Below are 25,363 nucleotides of genomic sequence, written 5' to 3' on the forward strand. Positions count from 1 at the left end.
TGGTCCCGATACGCTCGCCGGCGCTCGCTCTACTCGACCAGCGAGACTCTCGGTCGCGACTCGACCGGGGGAGGCCCGTCAGGGACCGACGACGGCGAGGATCTCGGGGCCGGCGAAGATCTCGGCGGCGACGGCACGACACTCGTCGAGCGTGACGCCGTCGATCCGGGCGAGCACCTCGTCGATGCTGAGCAGGTCGACGTGGGTCAGCTCCGCCTTGCCGAGGCGTGACATCCGCGAGGCGGGGTCCTCGAGCCCGAGCACCAGTCCGCCGCGCAGCTGGCCCTTCCCGACGGCGAGCTCGTCGTCGCGGATGCCGTCGCGCGCGAGCACGGCGAGCTCGGAGCGGACGACCTTGAGCAGCTCGTCGAGCTTCGTCGGCAGGCAGCCGGCGGCGACGCCGACCAGCCCGGTCTCGGCGTACGAGCCCGTGAAGGCGTAGACGGAGTAGGCCAGCCCGCGTCGCTCGCGGACTTCCTGGAAGAGGCGCGACGAGGTGCCACCGCCGAGCGCGGTGGTGAGCACCGACAGCGCGAAGCGGCGGTCGTCGTCGCGCGCCAGCCCGGGCAGCCCGAGCACCAGGTTGGCCTGCTCGAACGGACGGCTCACGCTGACCGAGCCGGACGACACGCGCACCGCACGGCCGCCGCGGGGCGGCACCGGCGACTCGTTGCCGGAGAGGAACCCTCGCCGCCCGAAGGCCTTGCGGACCTGCCGCACGACGTCGGCATGGTCGAGGTTGCCCGCCGCCGAGACGACCATGTTGGCCGGCCGGTAGTGCTTCTTGTAGAACCGCCTGACCTGGTCGCGGGTGAGCGCCTCGATCGACCCGGTCGTCCCCGCGATCCCGCGTCCGAGCGGGGTGTCCTCACCGAACGCCTGGGCGGCGAAGAGGTTGTGCACCACGTCGTCGGGGTCGTCGTCGTGCATGGCGATCTCGTCGAGGATCACGTCACGCTCGGCCTCGACGTCGTCGGGGGCGAGCAGCGAGGACGTGATCATGTCGCCGAGCACGTCGACCGCCAGGGGCAGGTCCTCGTCGAGCACCCGCGCGTGGAAGCAGGTGTACTCCTTCGTGGTGAAGGCGTTGAACTCGCCGCCGACCGCGTCGAGCGCGAGCGAGATCTCCAGCGCCGTGCGCTCGGGCGTGCCCTTGAAGAGCAGGTGCTCGAGGAAGTGCGAGGCGCCGTGAAGGCGCGCGGTCTCGTCGCGGGAGCCGACACCGACCCACACACCGACAGCGGCGGAGCGTACGCCGGCCATCTGCTCGGTCACGACGCGGAGGCCGCCCGGCAGCACCGTCCGACGTACGACGGAGCCGGGGCCCTCCTCGAGCGTCAGCGTGGTGCCGACGCGCTGGGCGGCACCCGACGGGGTGTACTCAGCCGATCTCACGGGAAACGACCGGCCGGCAGTGGTCTGCCGGCCGGTCGCGTCCTCAGTCTTGCGAGAGGTCACGCGGTTGCGTCACTCCTCGGTCTCGACGGCCTCGTCGGCGCCCTCGGCCGCAGCGGCCTCCTCGACCACGGGGGCGAGGGAGAGCTTGCCGCGGTCGTCGATCTCGACGATCTCGACCTGGATCTTCTGGCCGACCTCGACGACGTCGTCCACGGACTCGACGCGCTTGCCGTCGTTGAGGGCCCGCAGCTTGGTGATGTGCAGCAGGCCGTCCTTGCCGGGCAGCAGCGACACGAAGGCGCCGAAGTTGGTGGTCTTCACGACCGTGCCGAGGTAGCGCTCGCCGATCTCGGGCATCGTCGGGTTCGCGATCGAGTTGACCGCGGCGCGAGCGGCCTCGGCCGCGTCGCCGTTGGTCGCACCGATGTAGACCGTGCCGTCGTCCTCGATCGAGATCGAGGCACCGGTGTCCTCCTGGATCTGGTTGATCACCTTGCCCTTCGGGCCGATGACCTCGCCGATCTTGTCCACGGGGACCTTGACGGTGATGATCCGCGGCGCGAAGGGAGACATCTCCTCCGGACCTGCGATGGCCTCGCCCATGACCTCGAGGATCGCCGTGCGGGCGTCCTTGGCCTGGTTGAGCGCAGCCGCCAGGACGTCGGCGGGGATGCCGTCGAGCTTGGTGTCGAGCTGCAGCGCGGTGACGAACTCCGGCGTCCCGGCGACCTTGAAGTCCATGTCGCCGAAGGCGTCCTCCGCACCGAGGATGTCGGTGAGGGCGACGTACTCGGTCTTGCCGTCGATCTCGCCGGAGATGAGGCCCATCGCGATGCCCGCGACGGGCGCCTTCAGCGGGACGCCGGCCTGCAGGAGCGCCAGCGTCGAGGCGCAGACCGAGCCCATCGAGGTCGAGCCGTTGGAGCCCATCGCCTCGGAGAGCTGGCGGATCGCGTAGGGGAACTCCTCGCGGGTCGGGAGGACCGGCACGAGCGCGCGGCGGGCGAGCGCTCCGTGGCCGACCTCGCGACGCTTGGGCGAGCCCACGCGACCGGTCTCACCCGTCGAGAACGGCGGGAAGACGTACTTGTGCATGTAGCGACGGTGCTTCTCCGGGGAGAGCGTGTCGAGCTGCTGCTCCATCTTGAGCATGTCGAGGGTGGTGACGCCCAGGATCTGGGTCTCGCCGCGCTCGAAGAGCGAGGAGCCGTGGACCCGCGGGATCACGCCGACCTCGGCGTGCAGCGGACGGATGTCGGCCAGGCCGCGACCGTCGATGCGGACCTTGTCGCGCAGGACGCGCTCGCGGACGAGCTTCTTGTTGAGCGAGCGGAATGCAGCGCCGACCTCGCCCTCACGACCCTCGAACTGAGCGCCGATCTGGTCGATGAGCGAGGCCTTGATCTCGTCGAGACGGGACTCGCGCTCCTGCTTGCCGCCGATGGTGAGCGCCTCGGCGGTCTCCTTCGCGACGGCGGCCTCGACGGCGGCGAAGACGTCGTCCTGGTAGTCGAGGAAGATCGGGAACTCGGCGACCGGCTTGGCAGCGACGCTGGCCAGCTCGGACTGCGCCTCGCACAGCTGCTTGATGAACGGCTTGGCGGCGTCGAGGCCCGTGGCCACGATCGGCTCGGTCGGCGCCTGCGCGCCACCCTGGACGAGGTTCCAGGTCTGCTCGGTCGCCTCGGCCTCGACCATCATGATCGCGACGTCACCGGTCTCGGTGACCCGGCCCGCGACGACCATGTCGAAGACGGCGTCCTCGAGCTGGGTGTGGGTCGGGAAGGCGACCCACTGGCCGTCGATCAGCGCGACGCGGACGCCGCCGACCGGGCCGGAGAACGGCAGGCCTGAGAGCTGGGTCGACATCGACGCGGCGTTGATCGCGAGGACGTCGTAGGGGGTGTCGGGGTTGAGCGACAGGACGGTGATGACGACCTGGACCTCGTTGCGCAGACCCTTCTTGAAGGTCGGGCGCAGCGGGCGGTCGATGAGGCGGCAGGTGAGGATCGCGTCCTCGCCGGGACGACCCTCGCTGCGGAAGAACGAGCCGGGGATCTTGCCCGCGGCGTACATCCGCTCCTCGACGTCGATCGTGAGCGGGAAGAAGTCGAAGTGGTCCTTCGGCTGCTTGGAGGCGGTGGTGGCCGACAGCAGCATGGTCTCGTCGTCGAGGTAGGCGGTCACCGATCCGGCGGCCTGTCGGGCCAGGAGGCCCGTCTCGAACTTGACGGTGCGCTTGCCGAACTTGCCGTTGTCGAGAACGGTCTCGACGGCAGAGATCACGGGTTCAGTCAATTTTCTTCTCTTGTCATAGCGGTGGAGCGCCACGCTCCACGGGTTCGGGACTCGGATTTCGTTTGACAGCCTATCGGGCAGCCCCCCGAAATGCGGAACAGGCGACCCCCCGCAACGGGGAGCCGCCTGTCCATCACGTCAGAGACGAGATCAACGACGCAGACCGAGACGCTCGATGATCGAGCGGTACCGGCTGATGTCGGTCTTCTGCAGGTAGTTGAGCAGACGACGACGCTGGCCGACGAGCAGCAGCAGGCCACGACGGCTGTGGTGGTCGTGCTTGTGCTGCTTGAGGTGCTCGGTGAGGTGCGAGATGCGGTGCGACAGCAGCGCGATCTGGACCTCCGGGGAGCCGGAGTCACCCTCGGTGATGGCGTACTCGGCGATGATCTTCTTCTTGGTCTCCGCGTCAGTACCGACCGACATGGCGACTCCTCTCGTCTCGCTGCGCGGCGCGCCCGGGCCTGTTCACCGGGGCACTCTTGATCCGCGGCCGTTCTTACGGCAGCTGCCCGAAGGCAACCGGAGAAGACTATCCCGGCCGCGGACCAAGAGCCGAATCGAGCCGAGCCCCCGCTCAGACCCGGACGACGTCGATGACGGCGAGCACCTCCTCGGCGGTCCGGGCCTCGCGCAGGCGGGCGACCTGCTCGGGGTCCGTGAACGTCTTGGCGATCCTGGCCAGCACGGCGTTGTGGTCGTCGCCGGCGCCCGCGATGCCGAGGACGAACTCGGCGGGCTTGCCGTTCCAGTCGACCGGCTCGTCGTAGCGCACGAACGAGATTGCGGTCCGCCGGATCGACGGCTTCGCCTCGTTGGTGCCGTGCGGGATGGCGAGCCCGTTGCCCATGTAGGTCGACACCGACGTCTCCCGCTCGTGCATCGCGTCGACGTACGACGGGTCGACGGCTCCGGCCGCCACCAGGAGCTGTCCCGCCTCCTCGATGGCCGCGTCCCGCGACGTGGCCGTGCCGCCGAGCACGACCGAGGTCGGCGACAGGACGTCGCCGGCACCGGCCTCCGCCCCGTCGGCGTCAGTGGCCGCTGCGCCGTCGCCCGCTCCCCCGGCGCCGTCGACCATCGCGACGATCTCGTCGTAGCGCGGGCTGGCCATGAAGTTGTCGACGGAGACGTGGATGGCCGACGGAGTCTTCTCCTGCGCCCTGTCGGTGAGGTCCTGGTGGGTGACCACGAGGTCGAAGGTGTCGGTGAGGCTCGAGATCGCCTTGTTGACCACCGTCACCTCGCCGTGGCCCGCCGCCCGGATCTTGTTGCGCAGCACGGAGGCACCCATCGCCGAGGAGCCCATGCCCGCGTCGCACGCGAAGACGATCGAGCGGATCGGGCCGGAGTGGGCGCGCTGGCCGGTGAGGGCGCCGGCGACCGACGACCGCTTGCCCTTCATGCTCTCCATCGAGGCCGTGGCAGCGGTGAGGTCACCTTCGTCCGCGTCCTTCTCCATCCGCAGCAGGAAGGCAGCGACCGCGAAGCTCACCGCCGCCGCAAGGATCACCGAGAGGGTGACGCCGATGAAGCTGTCGGCCGGGGCCGCGAGCCAGACCGCGATGATCGATCCCGGCGACGCGGGGCTGCGCAGGCCGGTGTCGAGGAGCTGGTTGGTGGCCACGCCCGTCATGCCGCCGAGGATCACCGCGGCGATCAGCTTCGGCTTCATCAGCACGTAGGGGAAGTAGATCTCGTGGATGCCGCCGATGAACTGGATCAGGATCGCGCCGGGGGCGGAGGACTTGGCGATGCCCTTGCCGAAGATCGTGAAGGCGAGCAGCAGACCGAGACCCGGACCGGGGTTGGCCTCGACCAGGAAGAGCAGCGAGTGGCCCTGCTTGGCCGCCTGGTCGAGCCCGAGCGGGGTGAACACGCCGTGGTTGATCGCGTTGTTGAGGAAGAGCACCTTCGCGGGCTCGACGAAGACCGACGCCAGCGGCATCAGGTTGTGGTCGACGAGCCAGTCGACGGCGTTGCCGGCGCCCTCGGAGAAGTGCTCCACGAACGGCCCCGCGAGTGCGAAGCCGACGACCGCCAGGATTCCGCCCCAGATGCCGGCCGAGAAGTTGTTGACGAGCATCTCGAAGCCGGGCCTGATCCTGCCCTCCCACAGGGCGTCGAGCTTGCGCATCGACCAGCCGCCGAGCGGGCCCATCACCATCGCGCCGAGGAACATGGGTACGTCGGCGCCGGTGACCGCGCCCATCGTCGCGATCGCACCGACGACACCGCCGCGGATCGCGTCGCCGCCGTACGCCATCCGACCACCGGTGTAGCCGATGAGGATCGGCAGCAGGTAGGTGATCATCGGGCCGACGATGCCGCCGCCGTCCTTGTCCCAGCCGCCGAGACTGGAGACGAAGCCGTAGTCGTGCTGCCCGGCCTCCAGGCCCGGCTTGTAGCCGAACCAGTGCTCGCCGATCAGCGTGATCCACCCCGTCTGGATGAACAGCGCGGTGATCAGGCCCCAGGCGATGAAGGCGCCGATGTTGGGCAGGACCATGTTGGACAGGAACGTGCCGAACTTCTGCACGTGGACGCGGGCTCCCGGGCGGGAGCCTGGAGTGGCGGCTGTGGCGGCCATGGGCGGTCCTCTCGTTCTCATGGCGGCGTGACCTGCATCACGCGGCAATGCGCCTCAGTGTGCACCGATTCGGGCATGTTGCCAAGCATTCGGGCACAGATATTTGCCCGATGATGTGGCTTTTGCCCGTCGCGCGCCGCTATCGTCGGGCGAAGACCGCTCGGAAGATCAGGAAAGGACGACGCCGCCATGAAGGCACTGCGCTTCTACGCACCGGAGGACGTTCGGCTCGAGGACGTCCCGGAGCCGACCTGCGGCCCCGACGAGATCAAGCTCAAGGTCCGCAACTGCTCCACCTGCGGCACGGACGTCAAGATCTTCCACAACGGGCACCAGAACCTCACCCCGCCGCGCACCATCGGGCACGAGATCGCGGGCGAGGTCGTCGAGGTCGGCGCCGATGTGAACGCCACCTTCGGCGGCGACTGGAAGGTGGGCGACCGGGCCCAGGTCATCGCCGCGGTCCCCTGCGGCGAGTGCCACGAGTGCCGCAAGGGCTGGATGGCGGTCTGCCAGAACCAGACCTCGGTCGGCTACCAGTACGACGGCGGCTTCGCCGAGTACATGATCGTCCCGAAGCAGGTCCTGAAGGTCGACGGGCTCAACCGGATCCCCGACAACGTCGGCTTCGACGAGGCCTCGGCCGCCGAGCCGTTCGCATGCGCGATCAACGCCCAGGAGCTGCTCGGCATCGAGCCCGGCGACACGGTGGTGATCTTCGGCGCCGGCCCGATCGGCTGCATGCACACCCGCATCGCCCGCGGCGTGCACCAGGCCGGACCGGTCTACCTCGTCGACGTCAACGCCGAGCGGCTCGCCATGTCCGCCGACGCGGTCAAGCCCGACGAGACCATCAACGCCGCCGAGGTCGACGTGGTCGAGCGGGTCATGGAGCTGACCGGAGGCCGGGGCGCCGACGTCGTCATCACCGCCACCGCCGCCAACGTCACCCAGGAGCAGGCGATCTCGATGGCGGCGCGCAACGGTCGCATCTCGTTCTTCGGCGGACTGCCGAAGACCGACCCGTTCATCAAGTGCGACTCCAACCTGGTGCACTACCGCCAGCTTCACATCCACGGCGCGAACGGCTCAGCGCCGGAGCACAACAAGCGCGCGCTGGAGTACATCTCGACCGGGCAGGTCCCCGTGAAGGACCTGATCACTCGTCACATCGCGCTGGACGACGTCCTCAGCGCCTTCGACATCGTCAAGAACGGCGAGGCCATCAAGGTCACCGTCGAGCCGTAGCCGACGGAGTCGGCAACGGCTCGGGGCGGGGAGGTCGGGCGAGCCCACGGCCGAGGCCGCGACGGCGAGTCGGGACCCACCCGTCGAGACCTGATCGACGACAGTCTCAGCCGAGCAGCGCTCGCACCGCCTCGCGTCCCGCCTGGGGGTCGGCGGCGGACAGCGCCGCCTCGGCGGCCTCGGCGCACGTCGTGGCCGTGACCGTCGCGAGCTGGGCGCCGACGGCACGGACGGCGGCCGGCGCCATCGACAGGGAGGTGACCCCCATGCCCACCAGCGCGACGGCGAGCAGCGGGTCGGCGGCCGCCTCGCCGCACACGCCGACGGGCTTGCGGGCGTGCCGGCCGGCCTCTGCGGTGATCGCGATGAGGTGCAGGACGGCGGGCTGCCAGGGGTCGGTGAGGTGCGCGAGGTCGGTGGCCAGCCGGTCGGCGGCCATGACGTACTGGGTCAGGTCGTTGGTGCCGATCGAGAGGAAGTCGACGACCTCCAGGAAGCGGCTGGCGAGCAGCGCCGCGCTGGGCACCTCGACCATCACCCCGGGCTTGAGCCCGCGCCCGCGGACCCGCTCGGCGAAGTCGGCCGCCTCGCCGACCGTGGCCACCATCGGCGCCATCACCCACGTGTCTGTGCCCGTGCGCCGGGCCGCCGTGGCGATGCCGTCCAGCTGGTGCTCGAGGAGCTGGGGGTTGTGCCGGGCCAGCCGGAGCCCGCGGACGCCGAGGGCCGGGTTCTCCTCGTCCTCGAGGGTCGCGAACGCGATCGGCTTGTCCGACCCCGCGTCGAGGGTCCGGACGACCACGTGATGGCCGCCGGCCGCGAACGGCTCGAGCACCCGCGAGTAGATGTCCGCCTGCTCGTCGGCGGTCGGCTCGTCGCGGCGGTCGAGGAAGCACAGCTCGGTCCGGAACAGTCCCACGCCCTCGACCGGTGCGTCGGCGGCCACCCGGGCCGACTCGCCGTCGGCGACGTTGGCGAGCAGGGTCACCCGGGTCCCATCGGCCGTGGCGGCCGGGCCGGTCCAGGCCTCGACCGCCACCCGTCGCTCGCGGTCCGCCTCGACCAGGCGGCGGGCGTCGGACTCCGAGACGCCCGGCTCGACGGTGCCGGCGGCGCCATCGACCAGGACCCGGCCACCGGGGGCTAGGCCGAGCGCGTCGGCGACGCCCACCACGCAGGGGATCCCGAGCTGGCGGGCGATGATCGCGGTGTGGCTGGTGGCTCCGCCCCGCTCGGTGACCAGCGCGAGGACGAGATCGGGCGCCAGGCTCGCCGTGTCGGCGGGTGCGAGGTCGTGGGCCACCACGATCGACGGCACCTCGGGCGGGGCGACGCCCGGCTCGGGCTCCCCCACCAGGCGGGCGACGACCCGGCGCTCGATGTCGCGCAGGTCGGTGGCCCGCTCCGCCATCAGCCCGCCCATCGCGGTGAAGACGCCGACGAACTGCTCGACGGCGCCGCTCACAGCGGCCAGCAGGCCGTCGCCGCCCTCGAGGCGGGAGCCGACCGCCTGGCGCAGGCCCTTGTCGCGGGTCAGGCCCGCGCTCGCGGTCAGCACCTCGGCAGCGGCGCCCGAGGCCCGGGCCGCCTTGGCGGCGTACCCCTCGGCGACGGTGGCGACGGCCCGGTCGAACGCGCCGAGCGCGTCGTCCACGGTCGCGTGGCCTCCGTCGCCGTACGATGCGACCGCCTCCGGCGAGACCTCCTGGGTGACGACGAGGACGGGGCCGAACGCGAGCCCTGGGACGACCGGCGTGCCGCGGAGGACGGGGTGCGTCGCAGTCAGGTCGGCGTTGCTAGCGATGGTGGCCATGGTCACATCCAAAACCTCCCGACCTTGACAGTCAACATATTCGGGACTAAAACAACACAATCAAAGGTGTTGCGCGACCGCCGGCAGTGAGGAGCCCCACAGAGATGTACGCCGAGGAGCGCCACCAGGCCATCGCCGAGCTGGTGGCGAGCCGGGGCAGGGTCGCGGTCACCGAGCTTGCGACCCGGTTCGACGTGACCACGGAGACCGTCCGCCGCGACCTCTCCCAGCTCGAGCGCCTCCAGCTGGTCCGCCGTGTGCACGGCGGCGCCGTCTCCCTCCGGTCGGTCACCATGCTCGAGCCGCGGCTCTCCGACCGCGACCAGGACCACACTCCGGAGAAGGACCGGATCGCGCAGGCGGCCGTGGCACTCCTGCCCCAGGGTGGCGGGACCCTGCTCATCGACGCCGGCTCCACCACCGCCCGGCTCGCGGCGCGGCTGCCGGCGACCGACCACTGGACGGTCATCACCCACTCCGTCCCGATCGCCGCGATCCTCGCCCCGCTCCCCCACATCGAGCTGCACGTCCTGCCGGGCCGGGTCCGGACCGCGACGCAGGCGGCGGTCGGCCATGCGACGGCGCAGGCGATCACGCAGTTCCGCGCCGACCTCGCCTTCCTGGGCACCAACGGGATCTCCGTGCGGCACGGGCTGTCGACGCCGGACGCCGAGGAGGCCGCGACCAAGCGGGCCCTGGTCGAGAGCGCCCAGCGGGTCGTCGTCGTCGCCGACGCGACCAAGATCGGCCACGAGCGCGCGGTGCGGTTCGCCTCTCTCGACGAGATCGACGTCCTGGTCACCGACGACAGCATCAGTCCTGCCGATGCCCAGGCGCTCGAGGCCGCCGGCCCCGACGTGGTGAGGGCGTAGCGGCGTGGCCACCCTCGGACGGATCGTCACGCTGACCGCCAACCCGAGCGTCGACCGCACCGTCGCCCTGCCGGGGCCGCTGGAGCGCGGCGCCGTGCAGCGCGTCGACCACGCGACGTCGCAGGCCGGGGGGAAGGGCGTCAACATCTCGCGGGCCGCCGTCGCCGCCGGCCTGGACACCGTCGCGGTCCTCCCCGCGCTGAGCGACGACGCGTTCGTGCACGAGCTGGACGGCGCGGGCATCGCGTGCCGTACGTCGCGCCCGGCCGGCGAGATCCGGGTGAACCTCGCCCTCACCGAGCCCGACGGCACGACGACCAAGCTCAACAGCCCCGGCGCAGTCGTCGGGCCGGAGCACCTCGACGACCTCGCGGCCACCCTGGTCGAGGAGGCGGAGCGGTCGTCGTGGGCGGTGCTCGCCGGGTCGCTGCCGCCCGGTGCACCGCCGGGGTTCTACGCCGACCTCGTCCGCCGGCTCGGTGGACTCACCCGCGTCGCCGTCGACACCAGCGGCGAACCGCTCGCCGAGCTCGTCGCCGGGCTGCCCGACAGCGCACCCGACCTGCTCAAGCCGAACGCCGAGGAGCTGGCCTCGGTGACGGACACGGACGTCGCCGAGCTGGAGGCGGACCCGGCCGCAGCCGCCCGAGCCGCCCGGCTGCTGGTCGACCGCGGCGTCGGAACGGTCCTCCTCACCCTCGGCGCCGAGGGCGCCGTCCTGCTCGACCGCAGCGGCGCCTGGCACGCCCTGCCGCCGCCCACCACCGTGGTCAGCACCGTCGGCGCCGGCGACTCGAGCCTCTTCGGCTACCTGCTCGCCGAGCTCCGCGGGCTCCCCCCTGCGGACCGGCTCGCGCTCGCCGTCGCCTACGGCAGCGCAGCCGCGAGCCTGCCCGGCACCACGATCCCGACGCCCGACCACGTCACGCCCGAGGCGGTCGTGGTCCGGGCCCTCGGTGTCCATCAGCCCTCGTGATCTCGCCCCAACGAAGGAGAACCATGCCCAGCAAGTCAGTCGTCGTCGGCTCCGCCGTCGGCCTGCACGCCCGACCCGCCGCGATCATCGCCGAGGCGGTCGAGAAGCTCGGCGCCGGCGTCACCATCAACGGCGTCGACGCCGGCTCGTCGCTCATGATCATGACGCTGGGCGCCAAGAAGGGCGACACCGTCGAGGTCGCGAGCGACGACGACGCTGCCCTGGCGGAGATCGTCGCGCTCGTCGAGCGCGACCTCGACGCGGAGTAGCGCGACGCTGCGGCCGCCCGGTGCGGCGGCCGGCCGCGACACGCCGGCGAGTACGGCGTGTCGCGGCTCCGGCGGCGCAGTCAGCGGCCCTTCGTGGCGCCGTCCGGGGTGGCCGCCGGCCGCTGCACGCTCGGCGTGATGCCCGGCAGCGACACCGGCGGCACGCTGGCCAGCGGGAAGGGTCCGATCGTGGGCGGCGTGCTGCTGGCGAAGGCGTCGACCTGCGGCAGGAACGACTCCTGCAGCCGGGTCGCGAGCGGGTAGACGTTGCCGACCTGGGCCGCGCCGTTGGTCCAGGGGTAGGAGACCCGGGCATCGGATTCGAGCGCCGTGTAGTCCGAGCAGGTGCTGTCCACGTCGGCGCCTGCCACGACGCTCCAGCCTTGCGGCACCACGCTGTTGGCCGGGCCGCCGTCCGGGCACTCCGGGCCTCGCACGACGCTGATCGGCTTGCCCATCTGGTCGAAGAGCTGGACACCGGTCAGCGGCTTGCCGCTGGCGTCGTAGGCGTAGATGTTGCTCACCCAGTGGCCATCGGAGTAGACGCCCGCCTGGTCGAAGATGCCGCTCTGGTCGTCGGGCCCCCCGGACTGCCCGTCGCGGTAGCCGGCGTGATAGCCCGCGTCGTAGCCGATGTCCTGACCGCGGTCGTAGCCACTGTCGGCGCTGGCCATCAACACCACCAAGTAGGGCACGGCGACGATCGCGACACCGTTGAGCACGAGCAGCACCACACGCGCCGCCGCCCCGCGCCGACCGCCCGGCCAGAGCCGGCCGCGGCCGACCTGCACGCTGATCACGACCGCGGCGGCGAGCAGCGCCCAGGACCAGGCCGACATCGCGGGCAACGGCTCGATCCGCCCGCCCTCGAAGAAGTAGTAGCCGACGCCGGTCATGGCGGAGAACGTCGCTGCCCCGAGCTGGATGGCCGCCCAGGCGCGGGCGACCCACCACAGCGGCCGCAGCCAGGTGAGCAGGGGCCGGGTGTCGCGCGGCAGCCGGGCGAGCACGCCGTCGGCACGGTGCCTGACCGCGTCGAGCAGTCCGTCGACCGACTCGCCGACCGGTCGCCGCCCCGGTCGCCCGGGCGACCGGACCTCCAGCCCAGCGGCCGCTCGCAGCTCCTCGGCGTACTCCGCGGGGCTGCCGAGCGCGCTCGGGCCCCGGTCCGCGACCAGCTCGGTCAGGTCGGCCTCGAGCCCGTCGGTCATCTCGGTGACCTCGTCGGGGTCGAGGTCGACGAGCTCGTGTCGCACGCGGGCCAGGAAGAGCCTGACCTCGGGGGCCACGGGACTGGTCTCGGTGGTGCTCATGCGCTGACCCCCTGGAAGCTCTGCTTGGTGAGAATCGTGGTGACGGTGGTGGAGAAGGCGGTCCAGTCGTCGCGCTGCTGCTTGAGCTGGGCGCGACCGGCGGGCGTGATCCCGTAGTACTTGCGGTGCGGTCCGGACTCCGAGGGCACGACGTAGGACGTCAGGGCGCCGGCCGAGTAGAGCCGGCGCAACGTCCCGTAGACCGACGCGTCGCCGACGTCGGAGAGTCCGCCGTCGCGCAGGCGGCGGACGATGTCGTAGCCGTAGGCGTCCTCGCTCTCGACGACCGCGAGCACGGTCAGGTCGAGCACTCCCTTGAGGAGCTGCGTGGTATCCATGCGACGCACACTACTATGCATTCCGGGATACCGCGCGAGACAGAGGACCCGCGTGTCGTGGCACGATGCCCCGCATGAGGCGTCTCGGTCTGCTCGTCGTCGGTCTGCTGCTCGCGACCGGCCCGGTCGGCACGCCTGCGCAGGCGGAAGGTCCGCAGGCCGGCGTACCGGCGTTCGCCGGCGCCGTGCCCGCGACCACCTCCCAGGTCGTCAGGACGATCACGAGCAGGCGCTGGTGCCACCGGGTCTACTGCACGGTGACGCAGGCCTGGCAGAAGGACGCCGGCGGCTGGCACCTCGTGCGGCAGTTCCGATCGACGATCGGATCGAGCGGCTGGGGCAAGCAGCGCGAGGGCGACCGCCGCTCGCCCGTGGGCGTCTACGGGATCAAGGTGACGTTCTCGACGGGGGCGAAGGCGCCCGGGCCGATGCCCTGGCGGCGGCGCCGGCCGACGTCGGTCGTGAGCGACGCGGCGGGGTCGAGCTACAACACCTGGCTCGAGGTCCCCGGCGTGCGCAGCGGTGACCGGCCGTCGATGCGCTGGGGCTGGGTCGTCGACTACAACCACGTCCGGCTGACGCCCGGCGACGGCACCCAGCCGGTGCCGGGCAAGGGCAGCGGGATCTTCTACCACACCTCCAGGCCGGGGCACCGCTGGGCGCCGACCGCGGGGTGCACGCAGGTCGGCAACCCGAGGGGGATGCGCTGGCTGGTGCGCTGGCTGCGCCCCGGAGCCGACCCACGAGTGGTCCAGCGGCTCTGAGGCGCAGCCAGCGCGTCCCGGTGTCGGCCGGGTCCAGCCGGGTCTAGAGGGCGTACGCCGGCTCCGGCTCCTCGACGGGCGTCCCGGCGGGTGCCGCGATCCGACCGGGCCACCAGACCTTCTCGCCGAGCAGGACCAGGGCCGCCGGCAGAAGGACCTGCCGCACCAGGGTCGCGTCGAGGAGGATCGCGACGGCCAGCCCGACGCCCATCGTCTTCATCTCGAGCATGCTCAGCGTCGCGAAGATCGCGAAGACCGAGACCATGACCGCGGCGGCACTCGTGACGACGCCCGAGGTGTCGGCGATGCCACGGCTGACGGCCAGGCGCGGCGGCAGCCCGTTGAGCGCGTGCTCACGGACTCGGCTCAGCACGAACGCGTGGTAGTCCATCGAGAGGCCCACCAGGATCACCATCACGAAGAGCGGCAGCCAGTTGATGATGAAGCCCGGCGACTCGAAGCCGAGCGGTCCCTCCAGGAAGCCATGCTGGAAGACCAGCGTGAGGACGCCGAACGCGACCCCCACCGACGCCAGGTTGAGCACGCTGGTCACCAGTGCGAGAACGAGGCTGCGGAAGGCCAGGCCCATGACCAGCACGGTCAGCAGGAGCACGACGCCCACCACCAGAGGCAGTCGGTCGTTCAGCACCTGCGTGGTGTCGTGGTCGGCGGCCGCCGACCCGCCGACGTACGCCGTCCGGTGACCCATGGCGGCCGGGACGAGCCGGTCCCGCAGGTTGAGCACTGCGTCGTCGACCCGAGGGTCGTCGTCGGTGTAGCGCATCGTCAGGTGCAGCAGGGCGACGCTGCCGTCCTCGGCGACCCGGATGTCGGGTGTCCCGGGCAGGAAGTCGGGCGTCTCCGACGCCGCCGCCTGCAGCTCGGTCAGCGCGGCGCGCACCTGCCGCTCCTGGCCGTGGCGGATCGGCGCCACCACGTCGGCCCCGAGCTGCTGGGACGGGAAGGCCGCCTCCATGTCCCGGTAGGTCTGGACCTGCGGGATCGACTGCGGCAGCGTCGCCAGGTTGGACTGGTGGATCTTCATGCCCAGCGCCGGGGCCGAGAGCGCCAGGACGACGAGGCCACCGGCCAGGAGAGCGGCGACGGGGTGCCGCACGACCGGAGCGAGGAGACGGGTGCTGATGCCACCGCGGCCGAGGCGACGGTTGAGCCGCCACAGCAGCGGGATGCGCGGCCGGTCGACCCAGCGGCCCAGGCCGCCGAGCAGCGCGGGGAGCACCGTGATCGACCCGATCACGGCGACGGCGACCACGACGATCGCGCCGGTGGCGAGGGAGTTGAAGGTGACGTCGCCGACGAGGTAGAGGCCGGCCATGGACGCGATCACGGCAGCGCCCGAGACCAGGATCGAGTGGCCCGAGGTCGCCGCGGCGATCTCGACGGCGTCGAGCGTGCTGCGGCCTGCGTCGCGCTCGGCCCGCGCCCGCTTGAGGAAGAACAGCGAGTAGTCGACGCCGACCGCCATGCCGATCAGCACGATCAGGCTGCTGACCGTCGGCTCGGCGTGGACGAGGTGCGAGATCGGCGCGGACAGCCCGATCGTCGCGGCGACGCTGGTGGCGCCGACGAGCACCGGGATGCCGGCTGCGATCAGGGCGCCGAAGGCGAGCAGCATCAGGATCAGGGTGATCGGCAGGCTGATCCCCTCGGCCGACGACAGGTCGTCACCCACGCGCTCGTTGATGGCGTCGTTGATGGTGACGTCGCCCGTCTCGCGGATGTCCAGCGCGGGGTGCGCCTTCTGCACGGCGTCGGTGGCCTTCTGCAGGCCGTCCACGTCGTCGGTGTCGTCGCGCAGCTCGGCGTTGACGATCACCGCCTTGCCGTCCGGGCTGGTCACCGGGTCGGCGAGCCGGGTGACGAAGGACAGTCCGGTGGCGCGGCCGGCGAGCTCGCCGGCGGCGGCGCTCCGCTCGGCCGGCGTACCCCCGGTGATGAGGATGCTCTCGGTGTCCGGGGCGTCGAGGTCGGCGCCGCGGACGAGGGCGGCGGCCCGGCCGGAGTCACCGGTGTCGTAGTCGGCGTCGGTGGTCTGCTGGCTGGGGATGGCGGCTGCGAGGGCGACCGCGACGGCGACGAAGGCGAGCCAGCCCCCGATCGCTCGCCACGGGTGGCTGGCGCACCACCGGGCGATCCTCAGTGGAATCCCATCTCTGTTGCGTGCACTCATGTCAGGCTCCTTTCAGGCGGTGGTTCCAGCCTTGTGGAGCGACGGAGCCTTGTCGGTGGTGCACGCCCCCGGACCGAAGGTGGTGCCAGCACCACTGCGCGCCGCCTCCCGGCGCGCCAGGATGGGGGCGTGACCGCCCTGACAGCACCCGCCCTCACGATCCCCACGGCCGGCCGGCTCCGCCTCACGGCGTACGCCGGCCAGCACGTGCTGCTGTGGGTGCCCACGCTCGTCGCGTTCGTCGTGACCGTCACCGGAGGCGCCCTGGCCCTGGTGACGATCGGGCTGGTCCTCCTGGTCTGGTCGGTGCCGCTGCTGCGCTGGGTGGCCGACCGCCACCGGGCCACCGCGGCGCGGACCCTGGGCGTCCCGGTACCGGCCGACCGCCTCCCCGTCCGCGAGGGGACGCGACTGATCGGCCGGGTGGTCGTGTGGGCCCGCGACCCCATGACGTGGCGCGAGATCGCCTGGGCGTTGGTCTCGCTGACCCTCGGCTTCGTGCTGTCGCTGATCGCGGCACTGCTCCTCGTGCTGGTCGTCACGGGGGCGCTGTGGTGGTACGGCGTCGAGCCGATCATGCGGGCCAGGGCCAGGCTGGACTGCCTGTTCCTGACCTACGGCCGCGTCGAGCGCCTCGAGCAGCGGGTCGTCGACCTGGCGGAGAGCCGGGCCGAGGTGGTCGACCACTCGGCGGCCGAGCTGCGGCGCCTCGAGCGCGACCTGCACGACGGTGCGCAGGCCCGGCTGGTCGCCCTGTCGATGAGCCTCGGGATGGCCGAAGCGGCCTTCGACGCCGATCCCGAGCGCGCGCGCCGGCTGGTGGGCGAGGCGCGCGCGACCACGACGGCCGCGCTCGGCGACCTGCGCAACGTGGTGCGGGGGATCCACCCGCCCGTGCTCGCCGACCGCGGCGTGGTCGGCGCCGTCGAGGCGCTCGCCGCGGACCTGCCCTTCGAGGTCGACGTGAAGGCCAGCCTCCCCGGGCGTCCCCCGGCGCCCCTGGAGTCGGCGCTCTACTTCGGGATCGCCGAGTGCCTGGCCAACGTCGGCAAGCATGCGGAGGCGGCGCATGCGTGGGTCCACCTGCGCCACCACGAGGGCGTCCTGAGCGCGGTCGTGGGCGACGACGGGAGAGGCGGTGCCGATCCCGGCGCCGGAACGGGCATGCTAGGTGTGATGCGCCGACTGACGGCTTTCGACGGCACGGTGTCCGTCTCCAGCCCGGTCGGCGGCCCCACCCTGGTCACCCTGGAGGTTCCGTGCGCCTTGTCCTCGCCGAAGACAACGCCCTCCTCCGGGCCGGCCTGACCCAGCTCCTGGAGGGCCACGGGTTCACCATCCTGCACGCAGCCTCCGACGCCGCCGCGCTCGAGGCGGCGCTGGCCGACCCCGAGGCCGAGGCGGCCGTGCTCGACGTCCGGATGCCTCCGACGTTCACCGACGAGGGGCTGCGCGCGGCGATCGCGGTGCGGCAGCGACGGCCCGGGTTCCCCGTCATGGTGCTCTCGCAGTACGTCGAGTCGCTCTACGCCCGCGAGCTGCTGGCCTCCGGCGAGGGTGCCGTCGGCTACCTGCTCAAGGACCGGGTCGCCGACGTCGCCGAGTTCGCCGCGGGCGTGCGCCAGGTCGCCTCGGGCGGCACGGTCCTCGACCCCGAGGTGGTGTCGACGGTGCTGGCCCGGCGCCGCGAGGAGCCACTGGAGCGGCTGACCGCCCGCGAGCGCGAGGTGCTCGGCCTGATGGCGGAAGGACGCTCCAACGCCGCGATCGCGGAGCGTCTCACCGTCACCGACAAGGCGGTGGCCAAGCACATCAACTCGATCTTCACCAAGCTCGACCTGCCCGTCGACGACGACGACCACCGCCGGGTGCGCGCAGTACTGACCTGGCTGCGCGTCTGACCCTGAGGGCTCTCAGGGGTGGGCCAGGGTCGGTTCCGGGGCACTGCCCGACGCGCGCGACGGCTCGGCCCGGCGAGGATTCCGGACATGATCAACGTCGAGTCCCTCACCAAGAAGTACGCCGGGTTCACGGCCGTGGACGACGTGTCGTTCACCGCCCGGCCCGGTCGCGTCACCGGCTTCCTCGGCCCGAACGGGGCCGGCAAGTCCACCACCATGCGGGTCATGGTCGGCCTCACGCCGGCCTCCGCCGGAGAGGTGACCATCCTCGGTCGCCGCTTCGCCGACCTGCCCGACCCCGGCCGCGAGGTCGGCGTGCTCCTGGACGCCTCCGCCCAGCACGCCGGCCGGACCGGCCGCGAGATCCTCACCATCGCCCAGCGCACCATGGGCCTGCCGAAGTCGGTCGTCGACGAGACGCTCGAGCGGGTCAGCCTCACCGAGTCCGAGGCCGGCCGCCGGGTGCGCAACTACTCCCTCGGCATGCGGCAGCGGCTCGGCATCGGCGTCGCCCTCATCGGCGACCCCGAGGTGCTGATCCTCGACGAGCCGGCCAACGGTCTCGACCCGGCCGGCATCCGCTGGATGCGCGACCTGCTGCGCGGCTTCGCCGACGACGGCGGCACCGTCCTGCTCTCCTCGCACCTGCTCCACGAGATCGAGGTCATCGCCGACGACCTCGTCGTCATCGGCAACGGCCGCATCGTCGCCGAAGGCACCAAGGACTCCCTGCTGGCCGCCGGCGGCACCCTCGTCCGCTCGGCCGACCCGGCCGCGCTCGCGGCGGCCCTGACCGCGGCCCACATCGGCCACACCTCCGCCGACCGCGGCGCCCTCCTCGTCGACGCGGAGCTCGCGGTCGTCGGGCAGACGGCGTTCGCGGCCGGCGTACCCCTCGTCGAGCTGCGGGCCGCCGACGGCGCCGGGCTCGAGGAGATGTTCCTGACGCTGACCGCCGAGAGCCAGCGCGACTCGATCACCGACCCGGAAGGAGCGGCGGCATGACCACCGCAATCCTCGCCGCCGACGCCCGTACGCCGGCCCGCACCCGCACCACCCCGAACCCCATCCCCTTCACCCGGATCCTCGGCGTCGAGCTCCGCAAGATGTTCGACACCCGCTCGGGCTTCTGGCTGATGGCCAGCATCGGCATCCTGGCGGTCATCGCCACCGGCGCCGTCATCCTGTTCGCGCCGAGCGACGAGGTCGACTACTCGGCGTTCGCCTCCGCCATCGGCATCCCGATGACGATCATCCTCCCGATGATCGCCGTGCTCTCCGTGTCGAGCGAGTGGAGCCAGCGCAGCGCGCTGACGACGTTCACGCTCGTGCCGAGCCGGGCTCGCGTGATCGGCGCCAAGGCTCTGCTCACCGTCGCGGTCGGCGTCGTGTCGATGCTCGTCGCGCTCGGTGTCGGCGCCGTCGGCAACGTGATCGGCAGCGCGCTCGCCGGCGTCGACCAGAGCTGGAACGTCTCCCCCACCGAGTTCGCCCAGATCGTGCTGGCCGACGGTATCGGGATGCTGATGGGCTTCATGCTCGGCGTGCTGCTGCGCAACTCTCCGGCAGCCATCGTCGGCTACTTCGTCTACGCCCTCGTCCTGCCGGGCATCTCCGGTGCGCTCGCCAGCGCCAACGACTGGTGGGACCAGCACGGCGCGTGGTTCGACCTCAACTGGGCCTCCAACCGGCTCTACGACAACTCGCTGACCGGCGAGATGTGGGCCCAGCTCGGCGTGACCACGCTGCTCTGGCTGGTCCTCCCCCTCGCGATCGGCCTCCGCTTCCTCATGCGGGCTGAGGTCAAGTAGCGCGAGGAGTCGATCCCTCCGCACTGAGGAGTCAATCCGTCAGCACCGAGGAGTCAATCCCTCAGCACCGAGGAGTCAATCCCTTCACCGGGATTGACTCCTCGGTGCGTCCGGGGTGACTCCTCGGCGGTCGGGTCAGGCGCGGAGCAGCCGGCGGGCCTCGTCGACGTCCGCCCGCATCTGCACGATCAGCCCGTCGATGGACTCGAACGCCACCATCCCGCGCAGCCGCTCGACGAACTCCACGACCACCTCGACGCCGTAGAGCTCCAGGTCGGTCCGGTCGAGGACATAGCTCTCGACGCGACGGGTGATGACGCCGTCGAAGGTCGGGTTGACGCCGACGCTGATCGCCGCGGGATAGCGCTCACCGGTGTCGAGCCGGGTCAGCCAGCCGGCATACACGCCGTCGGTGGGAGTCGCGGTGAGCGCCTCGGTCGGGACGTTGGCGGTCGGGAAGCCGAGCTCGCGGCCGCGCTGCTCGCCCTTGACGACGATCCCACGGACGGCGTACGGACGGCCGAGCGCCTCGGCAGCGCCAGCCACGTCGCCGGCGGCCAGGCACGTGCGCACGTAGGTCGACGACCAGACCTGCGGACCGCCGTCGAGCGGGATGCCCTCGACCGCGAAGCCGTGATCGGCCCCGAAGTCGGACAGGCAGGTGACGTCACCGGCGGCCCTGTTGCCGTAGCGGAAGTTGGCGCCCACCACCGCCGCCTGGGCGTGCAGGGCGTCGACCAGCACCCGCTGGGCGAACTCATCCGGCGTCCACGACGCCATGTCGCGGTCGAAGGGCAGCGCCAGGACGGCGTCGGCGCCGTGCTGGATCAGCAACTCGGCGCGGACCTCGGTCGTGGTCAGGCTGGTCGGCGCGTGCTCGGGTCGCAGCACCGCCATCGGATGCGGGTCGAAGGTGACGGCGACGAGGGTCAGCCCCTGCGCGTCGGCCTTCTGCCGTGCGGTCGCCAGGACGTGCTGGTGACCGAGGTGCACTCCGTCGAAGTTCCCGATGACGACGGCGGTCCGACCCAGGTCGGACGGCACCTCGTCGAGCGATCGCCACAGCTGCACGGGGTCAGACTCTAGCGATCGTCACCCGGTGAACACCGCGACGGGTCGGGCGACCGCCGCATCCGCCGTCGGCTCGTAGAGCGCCAGGAAGGCCCCGTCCGGGGCGAAGACGGCGGTGAGGGCGTCCAGTCCGAGCGCGAGCCGGCGGCCCACCCGGACATCACTCGCCTGCCGCTCGTCGAGGTCGTACGCCGGGAAGGCGGCCCTGGCCGCGTCGGCGATGGGCAGCACGGCGAACTCCTCGCCGAGCTCGTCGAGAGTGTGCGCGACGTCGAGGCCGTAAGGCCCGACGGCCGTCCGGCGCAGCGCGGTCAGGTGTCCTCCCACGGCGAGCTCGGCGCCGACGTCACGAGCGATCGCACGCACATAGGTGCCGCTCGAGCAGCGCACGGAGATGTCGACGTCGGTGGCGTCGCCGGACCTGCGGATCTCGTGCACGGTGAGCTCGTGGACGGTCACCGGCCGGGCCTTCAGCTCGACCTGCTCCCCCGCTCGGGCGAGCGCGTAGGCCCGCTTGCCGTCGACCTTGATCGCGCTGACCGCGGTCGGCACCTGCTCGATGTCGCCGACCTGGCCGGCGAAGGCGGCGCCGATCGCCTCCTCGGTGAGGTGACCCGTCGACGCGGTCGCGAGGGGCTCGCCCTCGGCGTCGTCGGTGGTGGTGCTCTCACCGAGGCGGACGGTCGCGTCGTAGGCCTTCTCGGTGATCATGAGGTGCCCGAGGAGGCGGGTGGCCCGCTCGATCCCGACGACCAGCACGCCGGTCGCCATCGGGTCGAGCGTGCCCGCGTGGCCGACCTTGCGGGTCCCGGCGAGCCGCCGGACCTGCGCGACCACGTCGTGGGAGGTCATCCCACCGGACTTGTCGACGATGACCAGGCCGGGCTCCGGCCTGGGGCCGTTCACGCCCGGTCATCCTCGGGGTCGGCCTCGGTCTCGGTGTCGGACTCGAGGCGAGCGACGAGGTCGTCGTCGCCCTCGTCGTCCTGGTCCCAGTCGTCGAGCCCGTCGTCGAGCCCGTCGAGGTCGCGGGGCTTCTTGTAGGGGTCCGCCTCGCCGGCGTACTGCTCCACTCGGGCGGCCGCGACCTGCTCGTCGAGCTCCTTGGCCCGCGCGAGCACCTCGTCGAGGTGCCGGGCGGTCTCGGGGAGCGCGTCGTGGATGAAGTCGATGGTCGGGGCGTGCCGCATCCCGAGCTGCTTGGCGACCTCCGACCGGATCAGGCCCTTCGCCGAGGTCAGTGCCGCAGCGGTGGCGTCGAGCTGGGCCTGGTCGTCGCTCATCACGGTGTAGAAGACCGTCGCCTGCTGGCTGTCGCCGGAGACGCGGACGTCGGTGACGGTGACGAAGCCGAGCCGTGGGTCCTTGATCCGACGCTCCAGCATCTGCGCGACGATCACCTGGATCCGGTCGGCGATCTTGCGCACCCGGGGGTTAGTCATGTCTCTCACTCTCTCACCCCGTCGAGGGGTCAATCCTTCAGGTCCGAGGAGGCAGTCCAAACGGCCCGAGAGGCCAATCCCTCGCCTTCACAGCGAACGGATTGACCCCTCGGACCTGACGGATTGACTCCTCGGCGAATCAGCTGCGCGGGATCTCCACCATCTCGAAGGCCTCGACGATGTCGCCCTCCTTGATGTCCTGGAAGTTGCGCAGCACCAGACCGCACTCGAAGCCCTCGCGGACCTCGGAGGCGTCGTCCTTCTCCCGCTTGAGCGAGGCGAGGTCGAGGTTGTCGGCGACCACGCTGCCGTCGCGGATGACCCGGACCTTGGCGTTGCGTCGGATGAGACCGGAGATGACGTAGCAACCGGCGATGTTGCCGATCCTGGAGCTGCGGAAGATCGCGCGGATCTCCGCCTGGCCCAGGGCCCGCTCCTCGTACTCCGGCTTCAGCATGCCCTTGAGCGCGGCCTCGATCTCCTCGATGGCCTGGTAGATGACGGTGTAGTACCGGATCTCCACGCCCTCGCGGTCGGCCAGCTCCGTCGCCTTGCCCTGCGGGCGGACGTTGAAGCCGATGATGATCGCGTCCGAGGCGGCGGCCAGGTCGACGTTGGTCTCGGTGATCGCACCGACACCGCGGTCGATGACCCGGATGCCGACCTCGTCGCCGACGTCGATCTTCGCCAGTGCGTCCTCGAGCGCCTCGACCGAGCCGGACACGTCGCCCTTGAGGATGAGGTTGAGCTCCTGGCTCTCGCCCTTCTCCATGGAGGCCATGAAGTCCTCGAGGGTACGACGCACGCGACGCTTGGCCTGCATGGCAGCACGCTCGCGAGCCTCGCGCTTCTCGGCGATCTGGCGGGCCATCCGGTCGTCCTCGACGACGAGGAAGTTCTGACCGGCGCCGGGTACGGCGGAGAGGCCGAGGACCATGGCCGGACGCGCCGGCGTCGCCTCGGTGATCTCGTGGCCGTACTCGTCGAGCATCGCGCGGACGCGGCCGTGGGCCGGGCCGGCGACGATCGAGTCGCCCACCCGCAGGGTGCCGCGCTGGACGAGGATCGTGGCGACCGGACCGCGGCCGCGGTCGAGGTGCGCCTCGATGACCAGGCCCTGGGCGTCCTGCGTCGGGTTGGCCCGCAGGTCGAGGCTGGCGTCGGCCGTGAGGACGATCGCCTCGAGCAGCTTGTCGAGGTTGAGCCCGGACTTGGCCGAGACGTCGACGAACATCGCGTCGCCGCCGTACTCCTCGGGAATCAGGCCGTACTCGGTCAGCTGGCCGCGGACCTTGGTCGGGTCTGCCTCGGGCTTGTCGATCTTGTTGACCGCGACCACGATCGGCACACCGGCCGCCTTGGCGTGGTTGAGCGCCTCGACGGTCTGCGGCATCACGCCGTCGTCGGCAGCGACCACGAGGACCGCGATGTCGGACGACTGCGAGCCGCGGGCACGCATGGCGGTGAACGCCTCGTGACCCGGGGTGTCGATGAAGGTGATGCGGCGCTCGTTGTCGTCGACCTCGGTGGAGACCTGGTAGGCACCGATGTGCTGGGTGATGCCACCGGCCTCGCCGGCGACGACGTTGGCGTTGCGGAGCGCGTCGAGGAGCTTGGTCTTACCGTGGTCGACGTGACCCATGACGGTCACGACCGGCGGACGGACGACCAGGTCGGCCTCGTCGCCCTCGTCGGCCCCGAACTCGATGTCGAAGCCCTCGAGCAGCTCGCGGTCCTCGTCCTCCGGGGAGACGACCTGGACGACGTAGTTGAGCTCCTCGCCGAGCAGCTCGAAGGTCTCGTCACCGACGGACTGGGTCGCGGTGACCATCTCGCCGAGGCTGAAGAGCATCTGCACGAGCTGGGCGGCGTCGACGTTGATCCGCTCGGCGAAGTCGGTCAGCGAGGCGCCACGCGGCAGGCGAACGGTCTCGCCGTTGCCCTTGCGGACACGGATGCCGCCGATCGTCGGGGCCTCCATGGCCTCGAACTCCTGGCGACGGGCCCGCTTCGACTTGCGACCACGACGCGACGGACCGCCGGGGCGACCGAAGGCGCCACCGACCTGGCCACGCTGGCCGGGGCGGTTGGGACCGCCACCACCGGGACGGCCGCCGCCACCGGGGGCACCGCCACCAGGGCCGCCGCCGAAGCCGCCGCGACCGGGGGCACCGGCACCGGCACCCGCGCCGCCACGACCGGGGGCACCCGGACGACCGCCGCCGCCCGGACCGGGACGACCGGGAGCACCGGGACGACCCGGCGCACCGCCGGGACGCGAACCGAACGCGGCCGGGGACTTCGGCATCATCGCCGGGTTGGGACGCGGCATGCCCGGACGACCGGGGGCGCCACCGTCACGACCCGCCGGCGGACGCGGCGGACGCTGACCGGCGCCACCGTCGGCGGGGCCGGCCTGGCCACCGTCGCGGGCAGCGGGCGGAGCGGGACGACGGCCCATGCCCTGGCTGGGCGCGAACGGGTTGTTGCCCGGACGCGGGGCGCCGGCACGCGGCGCCGGACGCGGACCGGGCGTGGGGGGCTTGGGCGCACGCGGCGCGGCGGGCGCAGCCGACGCGGCAGGAGCCTCCGGGGTCTGGGCGGCCGGAGCGGCCGGCTCCTCGACCGGGGCGGGCGTCTCGGCGGGAGCCGGGGCGGCCTTCCTGGCCGGGCCGGGCTTGGGCGCCGAGGGAGCGGCAGGCGCAGCCTCCGCCGGAGCGGACGCAGCGGCAGCCGGGGCCGCCTCGGTCTGCGCCGGCGTCGGCGACTCCTTGGCGGGCGCCTTGGCCTCCGCGGGGGCGTCGGGCGTCTTCTTGGCGAGCAGGTCGGCGCCGTACGTCGCCTCGAACTTCTTCACCGCGGGGAGCTCGACGCTCGACGACGCGGTCTTGGCGAACTCACCGATCGCACCCAGCTTCTCCAGCGCTTCCTTGCTGGTGATGCCGTACTGCTTCGCGAGCTCTGATACTCGGGTCTTGGCCACAATTCTCCTTCTGGCCACAGACCCGGTTGTGCGGGCTTTTCTCTGTGACCGTTAGTGCTGGGTGCCGTGCAAATGGCGGGAGGGG

General features: G+C 71.8%; 21 protein-coding genes. 9 read left to right on the forward strand and 12 right to left on the reverse strand.

All coding sequences use genetic code 11. The features are described 5' to 3' along the window. Positions 1-78: 78 nt before the first annotated feature. From BM236_RS06175 to BM236_RS06190, 4 genes are all read right to left on the reverse strand, one after another. A complete protein-coding gene (locus BM236_RS06175) occupies positions 79-1,395 on the reverse strand; it encodes a M16 family metallopeptidase (RefSeq protein ID WP_245750167.1) in 1,317 nt (438 codons plus the stop codon). Positions 1,396-1,467: 72 nt separating this feature from the next. Further along, complete coding sequence (locus BM236_RS06180; protein ID WP_091121409.1) at positions 1,468-3,696, reverse strand: polyribonucleotide nucleotidyltransferase; 2,229 nt, start codon at positions 3,694-3,696, stop codon at positions 1,468-1,470. A gap of 150 nt (positions 3,697-3,846) precedes the next feature. After that, positions 3,847-4,122 carry a 30S ribosomal protein S15 gene (gene rpsO, locus BM236_RS06185; protein WP_091121412.1) on the reverse strand — a complete coding sequence of 92 codons (276 nt, stop codon included), beginning with the start codon at positions 4,120-4,122 and terminating at the stop codon, positions 3,847-3,849. 151 nt (positions 4,123-4,273) lie between these two features. Beyond that, a complete protein-coding gene (locus tag BM236_RS06190) occupies positions 4,274-6,286 on the reverse strand; it encodes a PTS mannitol transporter subunit IICBA (protein ID WP_091121415.1) in 2,013 nt (670 codons plus the stop codon). A gap of 189 nt (positions 6,287-6,475) precedes the next feature. Between BM236_RS06190 and BM236_RS06195 the strand changes: the two genes are divergently transcribed. Beyond that, positions 6,476-7,534, forward strand: a complete 1,059-nt coding sequence (locus tag BM236_RS06195) for a zinc-dependent dehydrogenase (RefSeq protein WP_091121418.1) — start codon at positions 6,476-6,478, stop codon at positions 7,532-7,534. A 106-nt stretch (positions 7,535-7,640) separates the two neighbouring features. On the opposite strand, the gene ptsP is transcribed toward BM236_RS06195, so the two are convergent. Beyond that, positions 7,641-9,347 carry a phosphoenolpyruvate--protein phosphotransferase gene (gene ptsP / locus BM236_RS06200; protein ID WP_091121420.1) on the reverse strand — a complete coding sequence of 569 codons (1,707 nt, stop codon included), beginning with the start codon at positions 9,345-9,347 and terminating at the stop codon, positions 7,641-7,643. Between the two features lie 104 nt (positions 9,348-9,451). On the opposite strand from ptsP, the gene BM236_RS06205 reads away from it, so the two are divergent. Genes BM236_RS06205 through BM236_RS06215 form a run of 3 tightly spaced genes read left to right on the forward strand, consistent with a single transcriptional unit; the run spans position 9,452 to position 11,464 of the window. Then, entirely contained in the window at positions 9,452-10,219 is a 768-nt protein-coding gene (locus tag BM236_RS06205; RefSeq protein ID WP_091121423.1) for a DeoR/GlpR family DNA-binding transcription regulator, read from the forward strand. A gap of 4 nt (positions 10,220-10,223) precedes the next feature. Continuing rightward, the gene (locus BM236_RS06210) at positions 10,224-11,195 is read left to right on the forward strand and encodes a 1-phosphofructokinase family hexose kinase (protein WP_217645244.1); all 972 of its coding nucleotides are present in this window, start codon (positions 10,224-10,226) and stop codon (positions 11,193-11,195) included. A gap of 23 nt (positions 11,196-11,218) precedes the next feature. After that, complete coding sequence (locus BM236_RS06215; protein WP_091121425.1) at positions 11,219-11,464, forward strand: HPr family phosphocarrier protein; 246 nt, start codon at positions 11,219-11,221, stop codon at positions 11,462-11,464. 80 nt (positions 11,465-11,544) lie between these two features. On the opposite strand, the gene BM236_RS06220 is transcribed toward BM236_RS06215, so the two are convergent. Together BM236_RS06220 and BM236_RS06225 are read right to left on the reverse strand one after the other, a co-directional pair. Beyond that, entirely contained in the window at positions 11,545-12,777 is a 1,233-nt protein-coding gene (locus BM236_RS06220; protein ID WP_091121427.1) for a hypothetical protein, read from the reverse strand. After that, on the reverse strand, positions 12,774-13,115 hold the full coding sequence (locus BM236_RS06225) for a PadR family transcriptional regulator (protein WP_091121429.1): 342 nt from the start codon (positions 13,113-13,115) through the stop codon (positions 12,774-12,776). Before BM236_RS06225 ends, BM236_RS06220 begins: the two co-directional genes overlap by 4 nt. 74 nt (positions 13,116-13,189) lie before the next feature. Between BM236_RS06225 and BM236_RS06230 the strand changes: the two genes are divergently transcribed. After that, positions 13,190-13,879, forward strand: coding sequence for a L,D-transpeptidase family protein (locus BM236_RS06230; protein ID WP_245750168.1), 690 nt, complete (start codon positions 13,190-13,192; stop codon positions 13,877-13,879). Positions 13,880-13,922: 43 nt separating this feature from the next. On the opposite strand, the gene BM236_RS06235 is transcribed toward BM236_RS06230, so the two are convergent. Further along, positions 13,923-16,070, reverse strand: a complete 2,148-nt coding sequence (locus tag BM236_RS06235; protein ID WP_091121432.1) for an MMPL family transporter — start codon at positions 16,068-16,070, stop codon at positions 13,923-13,925. A gap of 129 nt (positions 16,071-16,199) precedes the next feature. On the opposite strand from BM236_RS06235, the gene BM236_RS18890 reads away from it, so the two are divergent. The 4 genes from BM236_RS18890 to BM236_RS06255 all read left to right on the forward strand — a co-directional run bounded on the left by BM236_RS18890 (position 16,200) and on the right by BM236_RS06255 (position 19,782). Next, positions 16,200-17,378 carry a sensor histidine kinase gene (locus BM236_RS18890; RefSeq protein WP_217645245.1) on the forward strand — a complete coding sequence of 393 codons (1,179 nt, stop codon included), beginning with the start codon at positions 16,200-16,202 and terminating at the stop codon, positions 17,376-17,378. After that, on the forward strand, positions 17,330-17,971 hold the full coding sequence (locus tag BM236_RS06245) for a LuxR C-terminal-related transcriptional regulator (RefSeq protein WP_091121434.1): 642 nt from the start codon (positions 17,330-17,332) through the stop codon (positions 17,969-17,971). The genes BM236_RS18890 and BM236_RS06245 overlap by 49 nt, the downstream gene beginning before the upstream one ends. A gap of 87 nt (positions 17,972-18,058) precedes the next feature. Further along, positions 18,059-18,976 (forward strand): ABC transporter ATP-binding protein, encoded by a 918-nt coding sequence (locus tag BM236_RS06250; protein WP_091121436.1) that lies wholly within the window; start codon positions 18,059-18,061, stop codon positions 18,974-18,976. After that, positions 18,973-19,782, forward strand: coding sequence for an ABC-2 transporter permease (locus BM236_RS06255; RefSeq protein WP_091121439.1), 810 nt, complete (start codon positions 18,973-18,975; stop codon positions 19,780-19,782). The genes BM236_RS06250 and BM236_RS06255 overlap by 4 nt, the downstream gene beginning before the upstream one ends. 135 nt (positions 19,783-19,917) lie before the next feature. Here the strand turns inward: BM236_RS06255 and BM236_RS06260 are convergent, their stop codons facing one another. The 4 genes from BM236_RS06260 to infB all read right to left on the reverse strand — a co-directional run bounded on the left by BM236_RS06260 (position 19,918) and on the right by infB (position 25,278). Next, complete coding sequence (locus BM236_RS06260; RefSeq protein WP_091121440.1) at positions 19,918-20,853, reverse strand: bifunctional riboflavin kinase/FAD synthetase; 936 nt, start codon at positions 20,851-20,853, stop codon at positions 19,918-19,920. A gap of 21 nt (positions 20,854-20,874) precedes the next feature. Continuing rightward, positions 20,875-21,759: a tRNA pseudouridine(55) synthase TruB gene (gene truB, locus BM236_RS06265; protein WP_281247626.1), complete on the reverse strand. Its 885-nt coding sequence runs from the start codon at positions 21,757-21,759 to the stop codon at positions 20,875-20,877. Next, positions 21,756-22,295: a 30S ribosome-binding factor RbfA gene (gene rbfA / locus BM236_RS06270; RefSeq protein WP_091121443.1), complete on the reverse strand. Its 540-nt coding sequence runs from the start codon at positions 22,293-22,295 to the stop codon at positions 21,756-21,758. The genes truB and rbfA overlap by 4 nt, the downstream gene beginning before the upstream one ends. Positions 22,296-22,434: 139 nt before the next feature. Next, entirely contained in the window at positions 22,435-25,278 is a 2,844-nt protein-coding gene (gene infB / locus BM236_RS06275; RefSeq protein WP_091121444.1) for a translation initiation factor IF-2, read from the reverse strand. Between the last annotated feature and the right edge of the window lie 85 nt (positions 25,279-25,363).

Source organism: Nocardioides terrae (assembly GCF_900112345.1).
GTDB classification, from domain to species: Bacteria; Actinomycetota; Actinomycetes; order Propionibacteriales; family Nocardioidaceae; genus Nocardioides; species Nocardioides terrae.